Annotated in this window: 16 protein-coding genes and 1 pseudogene; 11 read left to right on the forward strand and 6 right to left on the reverse strand. The window is 62.5% G+C overall.

Annotated features, from left to right (window positions below; translation table 11 throughout):
* Nucleotides 1-22: 22 nt before the first annotated feature.
* The 5 genes from WP12_RS18260 (at nucleotide 23) to WP12_RS18280 (ending at nucleotide 5,397) form a co-directional block, all read left to right on the forward strand.
* On the forward strand, nucleotides 23-880 hold the full coding sequence (locus WP12_RS18260; protein WP_046195113.1) for an SDR family oxidoreductase: 858 nt from the start codon (nucleotides 23-25) through the stop codon (nucleotides 878-880).
* A 37-nt stretch (nucleotides 881-917) separates the two neighbouring features.
* The gene (locus WP12_RS18265) at nucleotides 918-1,460 is read left to right on the forward strand and encodes a hemerythrin domain-containing protein (RefSeq protein ID WP_046195114.1); all 543 of its coding nucleotides are present in this window, start codon (nucleotides 918-920) and stop codon (nucleotides 1,458-1,460) included.
* On the forward strand, nucleotides 1,460-1,654 hold the full coding sequence (locus tag WP12_RS18270; RefSeq protein WP_046195115.1) for a hypothetical protein: 195 nt from the start codon (nucleotides 1,460-1,462) through the stop codon (nucleotides 1,652-1,654). The genes WP12_RS18265 and WP12_RS18270 overlap by 1 nt, the downstream gene beginning before the upstream one ends.
* Before the next feature lie 74 nt (nucleotides 1,655-1,728).
* Nucleotides 1,729-2,037, forward strand: coding sequence for an ETC complex I subunit (locus tag WP12_RS18275; RefSeq protein WP_046195149.1), 309 nt, complete (start codon nucleotides 1,729-1,731; stop codon nucleotides 2,035-2,037).
* Nucleotides 2,038-2,391: 354 nt separating this feature from the next.
* Nucleotides 2,392-5,397, forward strand: a complete 3,006-nt coding sequence (locus WP12_RS18280; protein WP_084691226.1) for a TonB-dependent receptor plug domain-containing protein — start codon at nucleotides 2,392-2,394, stop codon at nucleotides 5,395-5,397.
* 184 nt (nucleotides 5,398-5,581) lie between these two features.
* On the opposite strand, the gene WP12_RS18285 is transcribed toward WP12_RS18280, so the two are convergent.
* Genes WP12_RS18285 through WP12_RS18295 form a run of 3 tightly spaced genes read right to left on the reverse strand, consistent with a single transcriptional unit; the run spans nucleotide 5,582 to nucleotide 8,459 of the window.
* Nucleotides 5,582-6,634: a lactonase family protein gene (locus WP12_RS18285; RefSeq protein ID WP_052730490.1), complete on the reverse strand. Its 1,053-nt coding sequence runs from the start codon at nucleotides 6,632-6,634 to the stop codon at nucleotides 5,582-5,584.
* Nucleotides 6,634-7,686 (reverse strand): zinc-dependent alcohol dehydrogenase, encoded by a 1,053-nt coding sequence (locus WP12_RS18290; protein WP_046195117.1) that lies wholly within the window; start codon nucleotides 7,684-7,686, stop codon nucleotides 6,634-6,636. The genes WP12_RS18285 and WP12_RS18290 overlap by 1 nt, the downstream gene beginning before the upstream one ends.
* A gap of 23 nt (nucleotides 7,687-7,709) precedes the next feature.
* Nucleotides 7,710-8,459 carry an SDR family oxidoreductase gene (locus WP12_RS18295; RefSeq protein WP_046195118.1) on the reverse strand — a complete coding sequence of 250 codons (750 nt, stop codon included), beginning with the start codon at nucleotides 8,457-8,459 and terminating at the stop codon, nucleotides 7,710-7,712.
* A 438-nt stretch (nucleotides 8,460-8,897) separates the two neighbouring features.
* Here WP12_RS18295 and WP12_RS24995 point away from each other — a divergent pair.
* From WP12_RS24995 to WP12_RS18315, 5 genes and pseudogenes are all read left to right on the forward strand, one after another.
* Nucleotides 8,898-8,975, forward strand: a pseudogene (locus WP12_RS24995) (NADH-quinone oxidoreductase subunit B); the annotation flags it as partial.
* 25 nt (nucleotides 8,976-9,000) lie between these two features.
* Nucleotides 9,001-9,258: a hypothetical protein gene (locus WP12_RS18300; RefSeq protein WP_152664071.1), complete on the forward strand. Its 258-nt coding sequence runs from the start codon at nucleotides 9,001-9,003 to the stop codon at nucleotides 9,256-9,258.
* Between the two features lie 64 nt (nucleotides 9,259-9,322).
* Complete coding sequence (locus WP12_RS18305; protein ID WP_046195120.1) at nucleotides 9,323-9,742, forward strand: DUF4383 domain-containing protein; 420 nt, start codon at nucleotides 9,323-9,325, stop codon at nucleotides 9,740-9,742.
* Between the two features lie 657 nt (nucleotides 9,743-10,399).
* The gene (locus WP12_RS18310) at nucleotides 10,400-10,579 is read left to right on the forward strand and encodes a hypothetical protein (RefSeq protein ID WP_046195121.1); all 180 of its coding nucleotides are present in this window, start codon (nucleotides 10,400-10,402) and stop codon (nucleotides 10,577-10,579) included.
* Between the two features lie 75 nt (nucleotides 10,580-10,654).
* Nucleotides 10,655-12,007 (forward strand): nicotinate phosphoribosyltransferase, encoded by a 1,353-nt coding sequence (locus WP12_RS18315; protein ID WP_046195122.1) that lies wholly within the window; start codon nucleotides 10,655-10,657, stop codon nucleotides 12,005-12,007.
* Between the two features lie 64 nt (nucleotides 12,008-12,071).
* Here WP12_RS18315 and WP12_RS18320 read toward each other — a convergent pair whose 3' ends face one another.
* Genes WP12_RS18320 through WP12_RS18330 form a run of 3 tightly spaced genes read right to left on the reverse strand, consistent with a single transcriptional unit; the run spans nucleotide 12,072 to nucleotide 14,516 of the window.
* The gene (locus tag WP12_RS18320) at nucleotides 12,072-12,989 is read right to left on the reverse strand and encodes a Gfo/Idh/MocA family protein (RefSeq protein WP_046195123.1); all 918 of its coding nucleotides are present in this window, start codon (nucleotides 12,987-12,989) and stop codon (nucleotides 12,072-12,074) included.
* Nucleotides 12,982-13,635 carry a 2-dehydro-3-deoxy-6-phosphogalactonate aldolase gene (locus tag WP12_RS18325; protein ID WP_046195124.1) on the reverse strand — a complete coding sequence of 218 codons (654 nt, stop codon included), beginning with the start codon at nucleotides 13,633-13,635 and terminating at the stop codon, nucleotides 12,982-12,984. The genes WP12_RS18320 and WP12_RS18325 overlap by 8 nt, the downstream gene beginning before the upstream one ends.
* Nucleotides 13,629-14,516, reverse strand: coding sequence for a 2-dehydro-3-deoxygalactonokinase (locus tag WP12_RS18330; protein WP_046195125.1), 888 nt, complete (start codon nucleotides 14,514-14,516; stop codon nucleotides 13,629-13,631). Before WP12_RS18330 ends, WP12_RS18325 begins: the two co-directional genes overlap by 7 nt.
* Before the next feature lie 95 nt (nucleotides 14,517-14,611).
* Between WP12_RS18330 and WP12_RS18335 the strand changes: the two genes are divergently transcribed.
* Nucleotides 14,612-15,499 (forward strand): SMP-30/gluconolactonase/LRE family protein, encoded by an 888-nt coding sequence (locus tag WP12_RS18335; protein WP_046195126.1) that lies wholly within the window; start codon nucleotides 14,612-14,614, stop codon nucleotides 15,497-15,499.
* The last annotated feature ends 8 nt before the right edge of the window (nucleotides 15,500-15,507 follow it).

Below are 15,507 nucleotides of genomic sequence, written 5' to 3' on the forward strand. Positions count from 1 at the left end.
ATCGCCACGGTGGAGAAAGCTGATGCCGGACTATCCCAAGCCCCCCTTTCCTGATCAGCCTCAGTCCATGCCTGGTACGACTGCCCGTATGGACCCCGCGCCTGATCATGGCGAGCGGAGCTATCGGGGATCTGGCAGGCTTGCCGGAAAGCGTGCGCTTATCACCGGAGGCGACAGCGGCATCGGCCGCGCGGTTGCGATCGCATTTGCCCGCGAAGGAGCGGACGTTGCGATTTCCTATCTGAACGAAGAAACCGATGCCACCGAGGTCGCGCAACTCGTCGAAGCCGAGGGGCGGAAATGCCTCGCAATCCCCGGCGATATCGCTGACGCCGGTCATTGCCGCGATATAGTGCAGAAGGTGGTGGAAGGGTTGGGCGGCCTCGACATCCTCGTCAATAATGCGGCGCATCAGGACACGTTCGAGGAGATCGCCGAAATCTCCGATGAGGAGTGGGAGCGAACCTTCGCGACGAATATTCACGCGATGTTTTATCTCACCAAGGCTGCGGTGGCGCATCTGAAACCAGGCTCGGCGATCATCAACACCACCTCGGTAAACGCAGACACGCCACGTCCCCAGCTTCTGGCCTATGCCACCACCAAGGGAGCCATTCAGAACTTTACCGGCGGCCTTGCGCAGTTGCTGGCGGAAAAGGGAATTCGCGCCAATTGCGTGGCGCCGGGGCCGGTGTGGACCCCGCTTATTCCATCGACGATGCCGCCCGACATGGTTCGCGACTTCGGCGCCGAGACCCCGATGAAGCGACCCGCACAGCCGGCGGAGCTTGCGCCGGTCTACGTCATGCTGGCCAGCGATGAGGCAAGCTTCGTCTCCGGCGCGACCGTGGCCGTAACGGGCGGCAAGCCGATCCTTTAGCCATTGAACCCTCGACACCCGACACAGGAGAATCTGGATGTCTTTTCTCGACAGGATCGTTGCCGCCGTCACCCCGCTGGAAAGCGCTGAGGACCGCGCGGCCGCCCGCCACAATGCCCGGCAGGCGGCAGAGCCGGGAGACTGGCTGAGTCTCGTGCTCGATCATCATGAACAGATAGAGGCGGCCTTCGAGAAAGCCCGATCCACCGATGATCCCGCGGGTCGGCTCGCGGCGCAGAAGGAACTGATGATCATCCTGACCGGCCATTCGAATGCCGAGGAGTCGGTTCTCTATCCCGCCATGGCGGATAGCGGTGAGAAAGGGTCGGCCGGGCTCGCCTTCGAAGAACAGGCCATGGCAAAGGTCCAGATGGCGCTGCTGGAAAAGCTGGATCCCGCTAGCCAGGAATGGCTGGATAAGCTCGAGCATATCCGCGGGGCGGTCACGCATCACATCTATCAGGAAGAGAGCCATTGGCTGCTTGAGCTCAAGCGCGACGCCCCAGCGGCAGACCAGGCGCGGCTCACCGCACGCTATGCCGAGGAAATCGCCCGCTATGAAGGCGCGGAGCTGGTATGATGGGAAAGCCCGACGATCAGTTGCGGCCGTCAACGGACGATGCCGAACATACCCCAGCGGGCGCGCCGACCGACAAGGCGCACGAGGCTGTCGGTGATGGTACGTTGCAGGGATCGGTGCCCGCCGGCCTGACCCCCGAAGAGCTCCTGAAGATTGCGGAAAGCGATGCCACCGACGATGGCGGCACCGGATAGGCACGGCAGCTCCCACGATGGTCGAAATTCCCGCGTCAGATGAGAGCGGGCCCGATGGCAGAAGCGTGATCCCAATGAACGTTCGCATTTACCGCAAGATCGAGAACAACATGCAGCGTGGCCGCGCCAACGGCAAAGGCTGGCGGCTCGAATATGACGTTCCTTACGCTTGCCGGGCCGATCCCCTGACAGGCTGGCAAGGTTCGGGCGATACGCAGGGCCAGGTTCAACTGACTTTCCCGACGCTTGAAGCTGCGATCGCCTATGCCGAACGTCAGGGCATCGATTATCATGTGGTGTCGACGGGCCCACGCGCGCTCAAGCTCCAGAGCTATGCCGACAACTTCAAGACCACGCGACTGCGATTAGATTCGGAAGAATGATGGGAAGCTATCGCAAGCGGTGCAGTGCCGGCCCGCGAACGGCTCGGCAGGTGGCGCCGATCTAATCGGCCGGCGGCACTCTCCTCGGATTCGGACGAGGCGTCGGCGATCACCTTAGAGCGTGTCGCCGATAAATCTCCGGATCATCTCCGTCAGCAAAATCCTTCCCAATTCCCCTGCAGTTGATGGGCCACGCGGGGGGGCTAACATAAACTGTAGCTTGCTGCGCACAGCCCCAGCTTTTCATCCACCCGAGTGAAACTTCACCGCTGAGCGACGTTCCAGCTGACCTGCACGGCTTCGCATCCGGCCGCCGTCACGCTCCACCTTTTGGACAGGTTCAGGGGAAACAACATGCGCTCCATCCGCCGCCACCGTCTTCTCGCGACGACCCTCCTCGCCGGGATGGCCTTCATTTCCATTCCCGCTGCTGCGCAGGAGACGCCCACGACCTCATCGCCGGGTAATCCCACAGGACAGATCCCCGCTGGGCCTACCGGAACCGCGCAAGCCGGCGGAGAGGAGGCATCTGGTGCGGCCGAGATAATCGTGACCGGCTCACGTATTGCCTCGCCACAGGCAACGTCGGCCTCACCGCTGCAGATCGTCGGTATCGAGCAGATCCAGCAGTCCGGGGCGGTGAACGTCCAGGATGTCCTTCTGGAAAATCCCGCCTTTGGCAATCCCGGGATCAGCCGGACGAATTCCAGCTTCGCCACACAGGGCGCGGGCGCCGCGACGGTGAATCTGCGCAACCTTGGCGAGGATCGCACGCTGGTTATCCTCAACGGCCGCCGCTTCGTCTCCGGGCAACCGGGCAGCCAGGCCGTCGACCTCAACGTCATCCCGACGCAGATGCTGGAGCGTGTCGATGTGCTGACCGGCGGCGCTTCGGCGGTGTACGGCTCGGACGCTGTCGCCGGGGTGGTGAACCTGATCTACAAGACCAACTTCGACGGCGTTCAGCTCGATGGCCAGTTGGGGGTTTCGCGCTATGGCGACGGGGCCGATCGCCAGGTGAACGCCCTGTTCGGCAAGAATTTTGCTGACGATCGCGGCAATATCATGCTGTTCGGTGGCTATTCGAAGCAAGGCACCGTCCTGAAGCGCAACCGCTACACCGAGGCGGGCCGCAGCAATATCGATACGACCAGCCTGGGCGGCAGCATAACCGGCGATCCGGCAGAGTTGTTCACCCCTTCGGTGCTCCTCTCCGGCTTCACGCCTGGCGGACGTTTCTACGCCGGCGATTCGGTGTTCACCTATGGCTCGGATAATGTGCTTAGCGACTGCACGGACACCAGCTGCGGCGGATTCAACCGCTCCGACTTCCGCTATCTCGCCGTTCCGGTGGAGAGATATGTCACCGCCGGGCGCGCTAATTTCGAAGTATCGCCCGCATTCAACCTGTTTCTGGAGGGCAATTACGCGCGCACCCACGCCAGGACGGTGATCGAGCCATTTCCGCTCAGTTCGGACCTCGTCAATATACCCACCGGCGGCCAGGTGGCGATCGAAACCCTCGTGGGAGGCGCGACTTTGCGCAACCCGTTCGTCCCAGACCCGATCTATAACGCCGCCACCGACACCGATGGTGACGGCCTGCGCGACATCTTCTTCGATCGTCGCTTGTCCGATCTCGGCGCGCGTGGGCAGTCCGCCAAGCGCGATCTCTACCGCATTGCCGGTGGCGCGAACGGCAATTTCCTCGAGGACCGCTTCAGTTATGAGGTCTATGGGATCTACGGCGTGACCAAGGAGCGCCAGGTCGGCACCGGCCAGTTCAACAGCGTCAATTTTACGCAGGCGCTCAACGCCTATCGGGACCCGGCCACCGGACAGATCATCTGCGCCGATCCGGCTGCACGCGCCGCGGGCTGCGTTCCGGCCAACCTGTACGGCGTCAACGCGCTCGCGTCGGCCGCCGGCTATATCGCCGCACCGACAACCCTCGATGCCAAGACGACGCAGACGGTCGCCGGAGGCAATGTTTCCGGTCAGCTTTTCTCCCTTTTCGGGGCAGATCCGGTCGGGATCAGCATAGGTGGCGAGTATCGGCGCGAAACCAGCAGCAACGTCTTCGATCCGCTGACCCAACAGGGTTTGAACGGCAATAACGCGCTGCCCTCGACCTCAGGCAGGTTCCATCTTTACGAAGGCTTCGGAGAAGTCATTGTCCCGTTGGCGCAGGATCGTCCGTTCCTGCATAGTCTCAGCATCCGGGGCGCGATCCGGGCTTCCCATTATTCGACGGTGGGTACGACCTACAGCTATAATTATGGCGGCGAATGGGCGCCGACACAGGACATCCGCTTCCGCGTTATTCAGGCGCGATCGGTCCGGGCTCCAAATATCAACGAGTTGTTCCAGGCCCCGCAACAGGATTTCCCAACCGGGCTGCAGGATCCATGCGCCGGGATTACCGCGGCCAGCCAGGGCACCTTGGCCGCCAACTGCCTAGCGGCAGTTGGAGTGGCCGCCAACATCGCGGCAAATGGAGCCTTCAACGTCAATCAGGCGGATTTGCAGGGCATCACCAGCTTCGGCGGAGGAAACGTCAACCTTCAGGAGGAGAAGGGGGATTCGTTCACCGCTGGCGTGGTGATCAGCCCGCGTTCGATCCCGGCGCTGCGGAACCTTGTGCTGACGGTCGACTATTTCAACATTCGCGTGAAGGATGCGATCGTCTCGACGCCGCTGCAGTTCATCCTGACGCAGTGCTACAATAATTCGATCCAATCCTATTGCGACCTCATCGTCCGCCGCCCGGCGGCGCTCGGACCGAACAGCGTGGGATCGCTCGACGAGGTCAACACCAGCCCCAGCAATAGCGGCGGGCTTCGAACCTCGGGCATCGACATGGCGCTCACCTATCGTCAGGATCTGTCGAGCTTCGGGCTGGGCGGGACGGTCAATCTTCGCGCGTCGTACACCCATCTCCTGAAAGGCTATTCGGTGCCGTTGCCCGGCTCCGACCGCGACTATTTCGCGGGAGAGATCGGTGCGGCCAAGAACCGGTTCACCACCAACATCGGTTATGACAATGGCGGATTCGGCTTCACGGTGACTGGAACATATATCGGGAAATCCTATCTCGACGATCAGTTCGTCATCTCGAACTTCCCCGACAGCTCGCGTCATGATCGCGCATTTAAGGTATCGCCTGAATTCTATCTCGATGCTCAGATCCGTTTCCGGGCGGGAGAGGGCTATGAATTCTTTCTGGGCGGCGACAATCTGCTCAACAACAAGCCTCCCTATCTCGCCGATATCGGAGGATCGGCCGGTCAGGACACCGAATCCGGCGTCTATGATGCATTGCTGCGACGCTATTATGCCGGTGTAAGACTAACCTTCTGACGCGATCGCTTACGAGCGAGTCCGCTGGCGATCGCGCAGGGCGACGTGGCCTTTGTCAGGCGGCCGGCGACCTATCCCGACTATGACCTGGGATAGGTCGCCGCCAGGCGCTGTAGCCCGAAGCTGCGGATGGCAATCTCGGTTGAGGAGCCGTTCGCTCGGCTAGCGACATGGCACGGCCGCCTTAACGCGGCGCTATGTTTTCCCGCAGGATGAAAGCTGCGCCGGGTATGGCGATTGTCGCTTCATGCGTCGGCGCGGCGTCGCCTTTGAGGGCCACTATGACGACATTGCCCGCTTCCTCATTGGCGATTGCCAGACGGCGATGTTCTTCGATCAGCAGGAAGAACCTCGGCGATGCTCCACCACTGGGGATATGGTGGATCAGCGTCGGCCTGTCGTCGGTGAGGTCGAAGACGGCGATGCTGTCATGACCGCGGTTCGAGACATAGACGCGGTTGCCGGTGCTGTTCATGGCGATATGCCCGCCCAGATTCTGTCCTTCATGGCGCGAAGGCAGCGTGGAGAGGCGGTGACGTTCGCGAAATACGCCATTTTCTTCAGCCAGAACCGTCAGCGTGCTCGCCAGTTCGCTGACCAGGAACGCCCTTCCTTCCGGACCGAGCAGCAGATGGCGGGGCCCGCTGCCCGGCGGTGCGGCGTAGGCGATGTGAGGATCGGCCAGGGATGCGTCGGCGCCTGTCGGAAAGGCCAGGATCTGGTCGGTGCCCAGATCCACATGATAGAGCCAGCGCCCGTCGCTGCTGAACTGGACGCAATGTGCATGCGGGCCCCGCTGGCGGTCCGGGTTGGGGCCGCTGCCGTGATGCTGATGCAGTAGGGGATCACCCAGAGCTGCGCCGGTTGCCGGATCGATACTGAATAACGCGATGCTGCCGCTTTCATAATTGGCGACCGCGACGCGCTTTCCCCCATTTTCGAGCGCCACATAGCAGGGCGCCGCCCCACCGGTGGTCACGGACGCCAACGCCTTCCAGCCGCCAGACCCGTTCTTATGGCTGCCAAGCGCGCCATCCTCCTGCTCGTCGACCAGATAATAGCAATCGTGGTGTGGCGAAAAGGCACCGAACGATGCGTTCGATGCCGACCGATAAGGCTGGCCGAGTTCCCAGCCGCCAGACCCGTCATAGTCTAGCGGGTACAGCCCCTTGCCGCCGGCATGCGCATATGTCCCGACATGGAGCCGAAGGGCCGAGGGCGCCCGTGCTGCGGTCATCAGATTTGCAACGCCACGAATATCGCGCCGGTTTCCGCCTTGTTCTGCGCGACTTCGAACGCTTCGTTGATCCTGTCGAGCCCAAAGCGGTGCGTGATGAGCTTGTTCGCGTCGAGCTTCCCCTTCGCAATCAGTTCCACCACCATTCCCTGTTCGGGATAGATGTCCCGAAATGCAAAGCTGGCGCTAGGGATGATCTTGATCTCCGACATCTGGATTCGCTGCCATTGGAGCGGGATCGCCGTCTCTCCTTCCTCGAAGCCGCCGACGATCACCACCTTGCCGCCACGGCGCGCCATCCTGGTTGCCTGGGGCAGCGTCTCGGGCATCGATGGCCCGCCCGCACATTCGAAGACGATATCGGCGCCCCGGCCGCCGGTCCAGGTCATGACCTGCTCGACAGGATCTTCGCGGGTGCAGTGCACGACTTCCGCGGCGCCCAGCGCGCTCGCGACGGCCAGCGAATGATCGACCGTATCGGCGATCAGGACGTCGGCCCCGCTCGCGCGCGCCAGCATCAACTGGCCGAGGCCGATCGGTCCGGCCCCGATGATCGCCACCTTGTCATTGATCGACAGGCCGCTGAGATGCTGCGCGTGCAGGCATACCGAGAAGGTATCGACAAGCGCCGCTTCCTCGAAACTGACATTATGGGGAAGCTGATAGAATTTGTGGGCCGGACCGACGACATATTCGGCATAGGCCCGCGACACGCTTTTGGTGCGAACTTCGTAAAGATGCGGGCAGATATTATATTGCTGGACCCGGCACCAGGGGCAGTCGCCATCGCCCATGACCGTTTCGATGACGACGCGGTCCCCGGGTTTGACGTTGGTGACGTCTGGCCCGATTTCGACCACTTCACCGGCGAGTTCGTGCCCCACGATATGGCAGGCCAGCTCGGGCTCATGCTTCTTCCAGTGGCGTAGGTCGGTACCGCAGATTCCAGCTACCCGTACCCGGGCCTTCACCCAGTCGCCAGCCGCGAGCTGTGGCGGGTCGACCTCCTGAAATTCGAACCGGCCGTCTTCTGTCTTCAGCGCTGCCTTCATGTCGTTCTTCCCGTCTTGATCGCTTAAGCGGTCTTCTGGAGTCTCGGCTCAATCCGGAGGCTGACGACGTCGCAGCGTTCGGATCGGGTCAGCGCGAACAGGATGGCCTCGGCTATTTCCTCGGCATACAGCATCTCCTGCCTGTCGATCGCCGCTTGCTGCTCGTCGACGCTGCACTCCTGCATGTCGCTGCCGGTCGAACCCGGCGCGATGAGCGAGACCTTGATGTTCTTTTCCGCGACTTCCTTACGAAGGGTTTCGGCGAAGGCATGAATGCCGCCCTTTGTCGCGGCATAGACGCTCTCGCCGGGGGCCTTGATCTCGGGGCTGATCGACCCGACAAAGAGCAACTGGCCGCCGCCGGCGGCATCCATGCGCTGGATCGCGGCGCGTGCGCAGGCGAGATAACCAATCAGGTTAGTTTCGACCACATAGCGCCAATCGTCGTCCGCCATCTCGTGAAGCGGATTGGCTCCAAGCGCCGCGCAGGCGACAAGAATGTCGATGCCGCCGAGCCGCTCGTCGACCGCTTCAAAGACTCCGGCGACACCTTCGCGTGTGCTGGCGTCTGCGGTGAGGCCGGCTTCAGGGGGAAGGCCCGCGTTTCGCAGGGCATCGTCCAGTTCCGGCTGATGCCGGCCAAAGGTCAATATCTTCGCGCCGGCGCCTGCAAGCCGTTTTACCGTGGCGCGCCCGATGCCGGTGGTGCCGCCGGTGACGAGGATGCGTCGACCGTCCAGGGAAGCATCGCCGGTGAGTGGATCAGCTAACATATGTTGCCTTAACTCATTGAAGAAAGGAAGTTTGTTGCAACGAGTTCGATCCGGAAGAGTTCAGCCGCTTCAGCAATTTTGTTGCCAGATCCAGCGGTGCAGCGATCCGGCGAGCCGGAGAGCTTCATGAGAATATGGAGTTGGCGGATTGCTGCGTAGAGCGCTGGCTGTGGCCGGCCGCTAGTTCCGCTGCAGGTCGGGTCGCCGTCAGCGGGGACGTCATTGCGTTCGAGGGCCGACTGAGTTCGGCGGCGCGAGACTGGGTGTGGTCGCGCGAACCGTTCGTCCGACGGATGCGCTGAACCGAACGGAATGTTGAACCCATGTGAATGAATGGCTGCACGGGGAGGCTAGATATTGTGGCCTAACGCCGGAGCGCAGCTGCCATGCCGATCGGAGTGTTCCGCCATGACAAGGGGGCGTTCCCGCCCGAAAGCGCCGACCGCCAAGGCGCTGCTCTACGGCATCATGCAGCTCCAGCGTAAGATCCGCCGCATCGGGACGCTCGAACGGTGAAGTAACAACAACCCGGAGTTCAGATATGAAAGCTATCAGAAACCTGTGCTGGCTACCTGCGATGCTCCTGGTCATTGGATGCGGTGGCAGTAACGATGCGGGTGCCGGCGGCAACGCAGCGGACACCGCAAATGTTTCCGGCGGCGGCATCGAGGAGATGGGTCCGATGAATGGCGGCGGCAATATGACCTACGATCCGGCCGCTGGCGCCGACGGTGGCGCAGGCAACGCGGCGGACGCCAACATGTCCACCGGGGCAGGGACCAACACCTCCATTCAGTAGCGTCAGCGCCCTCATCCGTTCGTGTCGGCCGGGGCAATCATCGAGAAAGTTGTGGGAGAGACGGATGTCGATCAAGGCTTTTGCGTTGGTATTCGGAATAGTCTTCCTGGTGGCCGGGATTGCGGGATTTATCCCCGGCATCTCACCGATGCACCATCATCCCGACCTGGTGATCACGTCGCAATCGCGCTTGGCGCTAGGTCTGTTCCCGGTCAACATCCTGCATAACCTGGTCCACATCTTGTTCGGCCTATGGGGACTCGCCGCGGCCCGAGCGGCGGGAGGCGCACGCGTCTACGCCAAGGCGGTCGCCATCATATACGGATTGCTTACCGTCATGGGGCTGATCCCTGGTCTCAATACGACCTTTGGCCTCGTCCCGCTCTATGGCCATGATATCTGGCTGCACGCGCTGCTGGCGCTGGTGGCCGCGTATTTCGGCTTCGCGCATCGGGAGGCGAGCGAGCCGCACATGAAGCGGTAAGCGCGTCACCCTGTCGACTTCGCGGGCGCGAGCGTGCTCCGGCACGCCGCAAAGGCGATGGCGGTGAGTGGCGCCCAGGCCACGCCGCTTTCGTCTCGGTGTTTAGCCGGTAATCTTGGCGGAACGTGACAGGTGCTGCGATGAAACTAGGCCTGATGTCGATGTTGATATTCATGCCGGCCGTCAGTGCATGCGATGGTCCTCATGAAAATGCCGGTGAGCGAGCGGATGTCGCGGCGGGCTTCAGCGACACCAGCAGCAGCCTTAAAGCGGGACCAGCGGAACGCAGAGGCGAGGAAAGGGATCGTCGCGAAAGGGCGCGGCCCGCACTTTAGCCGTATCGTCCCGACCAATTTGCATGTGGCCTTAGCGCCGAGGAAGTTTCGGCAAGCCGGCTAGAGCATGAACGGCGCCAAGGCGACCTGATCCATAATTTGGCAACCGTCCGTCCTCGCGCAGCATCGCTGTTCGACGCGGTCGATCGCCGTTTTCGAGAGGTGACCGATCGGAGGGTCTCCAACCAGGTAGGTGACAAGTGATCGGCAGTTCGTCTCAATTTATCATCAGGTCGTCGATTGGTCGCAGCACGGTTAACCTAGTACGCGGTTGTGATTTCGCAGTGGGTTATTCCTTCTCCTTCAACAGGAGATGTGAAGAATGAAGCGCAGCATCATGGACATGACGGACGGAGAGGTTACCCGAGTCAGGGCGTGGGTCGCCGCCTTCCGTGACAGTAGGATCGACGGACACGGCCTCAAACTCCGACTGGTGGAAAATGGCTATGCCGAACGGGAAGCCGAACGTTTCGCGGACCTGATCGTATCGACATCCTCATGACGAGATTATTTTTGCGCTTCGTACAGGCGGCGCAGAGCCAGAATTACCGAGCCGCTTCATAGCGACTGCTGCAATATGGATTTCGCGACCCGCGCCTATGATCACAGCTTTCCGTTCGATCCGATCATCCGGTCGCTGCTCGACGTCGATTTCTACAAGCTGCTCATGCAGCAGTTCATCTGGGAGCGCTATCCGAACGAACGCGTGGTCTGGAAGCTGGAAAACCGCACCAGTCGCGTGCACCTCGCAGAGCAGATCGATCTCGCAGAGCTTCGCGATCAACTCGACCATGTCCGGCAGCTGCGGTTCACGCCGTCTGAGATCATCAACCTGCGCGGCCAAAGCTTCTACGGCCAGAGGGGAATTTTCGAGCAGGGCTATCTCGATACGCTACGCACCTTCAGGCTGCCGGAATACAGGCTGGAAGCAGGCACAGACGGCCAACTCGAGCTCGAGTTCGAGGGATTTTGGTGGCAAACGACACTTTGGGAAATCTACGCGCTCGCGATTGTGAACGAATTGCGCTCACGCCGAACCATGCGGACGATGTCGCGATCACAACTCGACATCCTCTACGCCCGAGCGAAGGTGAAGCTGTATGCGAAGCTTGAAGCCCTTCGCTCCTTACCGCACCTCAACCTCACCGACTTTGGCACCCGGCGCCGTCACGGTTTCCTGTGGCAGGAGCATTGCGTTCTGACCGCCCGCGAAGTCCTTGGCCAAGGGTTCACCGGCACATCGAACGTTTACCTTGCGATGAAGCATGGACTCGAGGCCAAGGGGACCAATGCGCATGAGCTAGCGATGGTGCTCGGCGCGCTGGCCCGTCAGCGTTCGCCGGAGAGTGCTGAGGACCTCAGGCAGTCGCAGTACAAGGTTCTCCAGCAATGGCAGACGGCTTATCGCGGCGAACTCCTGGTATTTCTCCCGGATAGCTTCGGTTCAACCCAGTTCCTTGATCGCGCGCCGCAGTGGGTAAGCTATTGGAAAGGAGCGCGACCGGATTCGAAAAACCCATTTGCAGCGGGCGAGGAATTGATCGCGTTCTGGCGCCGCATGGGCATAGGCCAGGAAGCCATTGCGGCCACGAAGCTGATCATCTTTTCCGATGGGCTGGATGTCGCGCTCCCCGGCGCCGAGCCGAACGGAGAGGATATAGCAGCGATCTACCATCACTTCGACGGAAGGGTGCAACTGGGTTTCGGCTGGGGCACGAATCTGACCAACGACTTCATCGGCTGTCATCCCGAAGGTGCGGAGATCATGAAGGCGCTTTCGCTCGTCGCCAAGATACGGTCCGTCAACGGGCATCCAGCGGTAAAGCTCAGCGACAATTATGAAAAGGCCACTGGCCCGGCAGAGGAGGTCGAGGCCTATCGGGCGGTCTTCGGCAGTGCGGGCATGGAGAATGTACCGCTAGAGGTTTGAGACAGCGCTCTCGCGATAGCGCAGCCGCGAGCGCAAGGGCGCGGAGCGGCTTCCGATCGGGCGGTCAGATGCTGTCTCGCCGCGCGAGCAGGCAGGCGTCCGCGACCAGCCGGAGCGGTTCACTATCGACAAGACTCTCGCGGTCGCGGGCCAAGGCGGCGAAGCGTTCGTATATGGCGGGATATTCGCCGCGCCCGTGGCGGACCGCAGGCAGATCGTCGATGCGAAGCGTCGCTCCGCCGTCAGAGAGCCGCAGCCTGGTGCCCGCGCCGGTCCTGATGTCGATCGTCCACTGCTCCTCGCCTTTGTGACGCCAGTCCAGCATCGCCTCTATCGGACCGTCAACACCGGAGGCTGTCATGCCCAGCGTGACGGCGGTCGGCTGCTGGCCCGCCCGATGCATGGTGAAAACTGCCCGCCGGACCAAGAGGCGGGCGGGGCATATCGCGGTGGCGATCGACAGCGCGTTGATGCCCGCGTCGAATACGCCAAACCCTCCAGGCTCCCAGATCCACTGCTGGCCGGGGTGCCATTTTTCGACGTCCTCAAGCCATGCTATGCGCATGGATCCGAGGCCCTCCCGAGCAATCAGCCGCGCGGCTTCCATCACCGCGTCGTTGAATTGGGCATGCCAGGTCGTGAACAGGCTGCGCTCCGTGCGGCGGCTGAGTTCCGCCAGATCGGCGATCTCCCCCAAAGAAGCGCAGGGCGGCTTTTCGAGCAGCACGTGCACGCCGCGTTCCAGGCAGTCGCGTGCTATGCCGTAGCGGATATCAGGAGGCGTGCAGATTGCGACCGCATCGAGCTCGATATTCTCCAGCATCTCGCGATGGTCGGCAAAGACCGGTACTCCGACGTCCGTTGCGCCGTGGGGCGCCACGAGCGCGACCAGCTGAAAGGCGGGATTGCTCGCGATCGCAGGCGCGTGCTGGTCGCGTGCGATTTTGCCGAAGCCGATGATCGCGATGCGAAGGTCAGACACGGCCGGACGCCGGTGAGGATTGCAGCGCCTCAACATAATCGCGGGCGCGGTGCTCGACTTGCTCGGCGCTCATCCCCGGCCGGTATACACCCGATCCCAATCCGAAACCTGTCGCGCCAGCCGCCAGATAGTCCCGCATCGATCCGGGCGTGATGCCCCCTACGATGATCAGCGGCACATCGGCCGGCAGCACCGCGCGTTGCGCTTTCACGACCGCCGGCGAGGCCGCCTCGGCGGGAAAGAGCTTCAGCGCATGGGCGCCCGCCCGCAACGCCAGAAAGGCTTCGCTGGGCGTGAAAAAACCGGGAGCGGAGACGAGGCCGGCCTTGGCGGAAGCCTCGATCACGGCGGCGTCGCTGGAGGGGGACACGATGATCCTGCCTCCTGCTTCCCGCACGCGCGCCACCTGATCGACCTCCAACACCGTGCCGGCGCCGATTAGCGCGCGATCTCCGAAATGCGCGGCAAGCCTTTCTATGCTGATCAACGGGTCGGGCGAGTTGAGCGGTACCTCGATGATGCGGAGGCCGGCTGCGAACAGGGCTTCTCCCACCGCGATGGCTTCATCGGGGTCGATGCCCCGCACGATCGCGATCAGCGGGCATTGCCCCATATGGTCGCGTAGCAACTGATGGGCCGTCACCATATACACTCCGCCATTGCGCATATTCCGGCGAGGAAGGCGGTTTCGCCGTCGATCTGGACATTCTCGCATTCCGCTTCGCGAAGCGCTGCCGAATAGAGCGCGGTCAAGTCGGGATCGCCGATGAGGTGGACGGTTTCGAAACTGCCGGCGAAGGCCAGGCCGGCCGCGATGTCGGCCCCGATCAGCAGCCCGCTCGCATAGCTGCCGGCATCCTCGTCGGCCAGCCGGCCGAGCAGCGAACTTGCCCGAATGCCGAAGAGTTCGGCGGTAAGCTCGCGATGTTCGAGCGACCTTCGAACGCCCGCGATGAAGGAATGGTTTGGCGTGGCCGGTGCCTGCATCTGTGCCGCCAATATGCTGTGGGTCTTCAGCAGGGCAAATAGTTCGCCGGTCATCACCGTGCGGAACGCGGTAATCGATCCATTGTCCACCCTGGCCCATTTGGCATGGGTGCCCGGATGGCAGACCAGCGAGTCCGGGGGCGTCAGACCGGCGGCGACCGCGCCGATCAACTGGACTTCCTCGCCACGCATCACGTCGTCCCGCTCGGCGTCCGAGTAGCGCAGGCCTGGCACGATGGCGGCATTGAATTCGGCGACCTGCTTCAGCCCGGCCACCAACTCGGGGAGGCCCGCCGGACAGGGGGCATAGGGCGCTTCGATCCAGCCGCGATTGGAGCCTATCATGCCGGCGAGCAGCATCTGCCGCGCGCCTAGCCGCGCCTGTAAATCGGTGATGGCCGCTGCGAAGCTGCCGGGGGCGATCGACGATACGCCCTGGTCGTCGCTGAACCGCTCGATCAGTTCGCCATCCGGGCCGATGACATAGGCGCGACGGTTCGTCGTGCCCCAGTCGACCGCGATCATCCCTTGAGGAGTCATCGAATCTCCACCCAATCCGCTGACAACGCGCAACTCGCCGATTTGTCGCCGTAACTACGGCAACTTTGCCCAAGAGCCCGCGTTGCCTGTGGATCATGCCGTTAAACGACACCATATTCGCGGCCGAAGCATTGGTTTCCTGTGCGGCGGCACTTGGCGAGGGGCCAGTCTGGGTGCCGCAGGAGCAAGCGCTCTACTGGGTGGACATCAGGGCGCCGCGGATCTGGCGCTGGCAATGGGCCGATGGCGGGGTGCAGCAGTGGACGCCGCCATGGCGGGTCGGTGCGATCGCGCCGCGCGCTGGTGGAGGATTCGTGGCGGCAACCGAGGCGGGGTTCGCCTTGATCGACCTTCCCCAGGACAGGTTCGACCTCATCGACGATCCCGAGCCCGATCTTCCGAACAATCGGTTCAACGACGGCAAGGTCGACAGGGCGGGCTGTTTCTGGGCGGGTACCATGGACGACGCGGAGGAGAAGGCCAGCGGCAGGCTATATCGTCTCGAGCCCGGGCTAAGCTGGCGCTGCCTTGATCAGGGGTATCTGGTTAGCAACGGTCCGGCCTTCAGCCCCGATGGGGCGACGTTGTACCATTCGGATTCGGCCCTGCGCGAAGTCTACCGCTTCACCCTGACATCGGGCGGGAAACTGGGGGCTCGCGAACTGTTCCTGCGTTTCGGCGGAGAGGATGGCTATCCCGACGGGATGACCACCGATGCCGATGGCTGTCTCTGGATAGCTTTCTGGGACGGCTCCTGCATCCGGAGGTTCGCGCCGGACGGCGCCCCGTGCGGGCGGATCGAGCTGCCGGTGCGGCGTCCCACCAGCTGCGCCTTCGGCGGACCCGGGCTCGATCATCTGTTCATCACGTCGGCCCGCACGGGGCTGAGCGCGGCAGATCTGTCGGCTCAGCCGCTGGCCGGCGCACTGTTCGTGGCCCAACCACAGGTCGGCGGGGTCGAACAACCGCCCTTCGCCGGATGATCGGAGCA

Origin of the sequence: Sphingomonas sp. SRS2, from assembly GCF_000971055.1 — a bacterium.
In the GTDB taxonomy this organism is placed as follows: Bacteria; Pseudomonadota; Alphaproteobacteria; order Sphingomonadales; family Sphingomonadaceae; genus Rhizorhabdus.